Here is a 1,780-nt window from a genome sequence, read left to right as displayed (position 1 = left end):
GGCCGAGGGAGGCCATGAGATCGGCGCGGCGATAGGCGTGGGCGCGGGCCGTGGCCAGCGCCTGCGACTGGGCGGCGGCCTCGGCGCGATAGCGCGTCTCGGCCACGTCGGCGGCCGTGCGGGCGGCGTCGAGATCGGTCAGGAAGGCGGAAAGGAGGCTCATCGTCGGTTCCGGAGGGCTGGCGGAAGAGAGTGGGAGTCGAACCCACCAAGGACCGGCTCGCGGCCCCTCCCGGATTTGAAGTCCGGACGCCCCACCAGGGACGCTTCTCTTCCTCGCGGCGCCCCGCCCGCTGCGGCAGCGGGGGAGGGGGTCGCGGATTGGGTATGGCGCGGACCCTCAGCCGGCGCATCTTCCACTGGCGCGGCGAAGAGGTCCAGTCGGTGCGGGTTCACCCGGCGCAGGTCGCCGCGGCGCAACGTGACGCCGTGGCGGTCGAAGAATTCGAGGATCTGGATCGCCACCTTCCGGCCGTTGGAGACCTGGTCGCGGAACTGGGCGGCGGTGAACTCGCCCTTCGGCAGGCCGGCGGAGAGGTCGCGCACGATGGCGACCATTTCGGCCACCGTGCTGCGCAGGAAGAAGTGGTCGTGCGCCACCTCGTCGAGCCGGCCCATGCGGCCCAGCAGCTTGAGGAGCCGGCGCACCTCCGGCTCGGGCTCCGGCAGCAGCCCGGCAATGTCGCGCACCCGCGGCGGCCGGAAGCGCTCCTCGGCCGAGATCAGGGGGGCGATTCGCGCCCACAGCACCTCGTCCCGCGGCGAAAGGCGCACCTCGAAGCTCGCCCGGCGCACCCATGCGCCTTCCAGGCGCACGTCCGCGCGCGAGAGCATCTGGAGCGCCGAGAGGAAGGCGGGCGCGGGCAGGCGCGGCACCAAGGCGAGCCGCAGGCGCTCGCGGCCGATGCCCGGCAGGTCCGGGTTCTGGGTGTGGAAATCGTCGAGGGCAGCCAGCAACTGGTCGTGGAAGGCGGCGAAGCGGGCGGGCGACAGCGCCACCACGCTCTCGCCGGCCGGAATGCGCACCAGATCGAGCGTGGCCGCCATGGCCTCGGTCTGCGCCTCCGACAGAGCGTGATCGCGGGCGAAGGCGGGGAGGTCGGTCTGGAACGGCGCGATCTCCAGCAGCGCGCCGAGGGCGGCCTCGGGCTCGGCCAGGGCCAAGGCGTCCAGCTGGGCGAGGCGCTCGGGGGTGCGGCGCTTGCGGGCGGGCCCGCGCAGATCGAGGAAGGTTCCGCCGCCCACCGTGCGCTGGGCCGAGGTGTCGCGGATCACGAAGCGGTCGCCCACCGCGGCGGAGATCGGCGCCTCCAGCACCAGCTGCACCCGGCCGCATCCGCCCGGAGCGATCGGGTCGCCAAGCAGGACGACGCGGGCGCCCACCTCCTGGGAGCCATGGTGAAGGCGGACCGGAAACCACTGGCCGATCGCCTTGGGCTCGCTCGCGAGCACCTTCAGGCTCGCGTCCACATGGTCGGTGGGCGCGTGGAGCGCGGGATCGAGCACCACGTCGCCGCGCTGGATCGCCTCCTTGGTGATGCCGTCGCCGGCGAGGTTGAGGCCGCAGCGGTCGCCCGCGCGCCCTTCCTGCGCCGTGCGGTCCTGGGCGCGGATCGAGCGCACGCGCGCGGCGAGGCCGGAGGGGCTGACCGTGACGCGGTCGCCCACCTTCACCCGGCCCGAAAGCACGGTTCCGGTCACCACCGTGCCGGCGCCGGACAAGGTGAAGGAGCGGTCCACCGCGAGCCGGAAGCGGCCTTCATCCGCCCGGCGGCCCAGG

The 1,780-nt window shown here is 73.9% G+C and carries 1 tRNA gene and 1 pseudogene; both read right to left on the bottom strand.

What is annotated here, in order from left to right:
• Positions 1 to 180 precede the first annotated feature (180 nt).
• A tRNA-Sec gene (locus tag AC2W7M_RS24780) sits at positions 181 to 276 on the bottom strand.
• Between the two features lie 132 nt (positions 277 to 408).
• Positions 409 to 1,701: pseudogene (locus AC2W7M_RS24775) on the bottom strand (SelB domain-containing protein); the annotation flags it as partial.
• Positions 1,702 to 1,780 lie beyond the last annotated feature (79 nt).

The sequence above is a fragment of the Xanthobacter sp. BG11Y11_SDJG genome (assembly GCF_057364445.1).
This window is presented reverse-complemented; position numbering and strand designations above follow the sequence as displayed.